The sequence below is a fragment of the Vannielia sp. genome (assembly GCF_029212645.1).
In the GTDB taxonomy this organism is placed as follows: domain Bacteria; phylum Pseudomonadota; class Alphaproteobacteria; order Rhodobacterales; family Rhodobacteraceae; genus Vannielia.
Genome location: NZ_JARGND010000070.1, coordinates 8,475 through 9,735, shown reverse-complemented (window position 1 = coordinate 9,735; position 1,261 = coordinate 8,475). Strand labels below are relative to the sequence as shown.

Below are 1,261 nucleotides of genomic sequence, written 5' to 3'. Positions count from 1 at the left end.
ATCAAGAACATGAACTCCATGCGCTTTATCCAGCAGGCGATTGACTATGAGGCCAAGCGCCAGATCGCCATTCTGGAAGACGGCGGCGAGGTGGACCAGGAAACCCGCGGCTTCGACCCGGACACCGGCCAAACCCGGACCCAGCGATCCAAGGAAGAGGCGCATGATTACCGCTATTTCCCCGATCCTGATCTGCTGCCGCTGGAGATCGAGCAGGATTGGGTGGACGATATCAAAGCCTCTCTCCCCGAACTGCCAGACACCAAGAAGGCGCGGTTCATCGAAAGTTTCGGGCTGAGCGACTATGACGCCTCGGTGCTGACGGCTGAGGTAGAGAACGCTGATTTCTTTGAGAAAACCGCCAAGGGGCGCGATGGCAAGCTGGCCGCAAACTGGATCATCAACGAGCTGTTCGGCCGCCTCAAGAAGGAAGAACATGACATCACCGAAAGCCCGGTAAGCCCCGAGCAGCTTGGTGGCATCGTTGATCTGATCTCGAAAGGCGACATCTCGGGCAAGATCGCCAAGGACCTGTTCGAGATCGTTTATACCGAGGGCGGCGATCCGGCAGAGATCGTGGAATCGCGCGGCATGAAGCAGGTCACCGACACCGGCGCGATCGAGGCTGCGGTGGACGAGGTGATTGCCGCCAACCCCGCGCAGGTGGAGAAGGCCAAGGCCAATCCCAAGCTGGCAGGTTGGTTCGTGGGGCAGGTCATGAAGGCCACCGGCGGCAAGGCAAATCCGAAAGCGGTGAACGAGATTGTGAGCGCCAAGCTCGGTCTCTAGGGTTTTTCGATGGGCCGCTGGCCTATAGGAAAAGCGAATATGTGCAACCGATGCACAAGCGATGCACAACCCATGCAGAGGCTTGTTGCGAAGGGGTCGCAGACCAAGGCGCAAAACCGTCACAGGTTTTGTTAATGAGGCCTGGTCACAAGGGGCTGTTTGGACTCTGCCCAAGCGGCTTGCTAGGCTGATGAGCGTGTTGAAAACGGGGGGCATTGAGATGCCGCGATACGAATACAAGGTGGTGCCCGCGCCGGATAAGGGCAAGCGCACCAAAGGGGCCAAGGGCACCGCGAGCCGCTTTGCGCAAACGCTCGAAGAGCTGATGAATGAGCACGGGGCGGAGGGCTGGGAATACCAGCGCACCGACACCCTGCCCTGCCAGGAGCGCGTTGGGCTAACCGGCAAGCATACGAGCTTTCAGCACATGCTGGTGTTTCGCCGCGAGACGGGCGCTGTTGCCCTGCGCGAT

Annotated in this window: 1 protein-coding gene and 1 pseudogene; both read left to right on the top strand. The window is 59.6% G+C overall.

The annotated features are described in order from the left end of the window. Window positions 1-789 (top strand): annotated as a pseudogene (gatB, locus tag P1U55_RS14935) (Asp-tRNA(Asn)/Glu-tRNA(Gln) amidotransferase GatCAB subunit B); the annotation flags it as partial. Window positions 790-1,009: 220 nt separating this feature from the next. Beyond that, on the top strand, window positions 1,010-1,261 hold a 252-nt coding region (locus P1U55_RS14930; RefSeq protein WP_301048427.1), incomplete at its 3' end, for a DUF4177 domain-containing protein.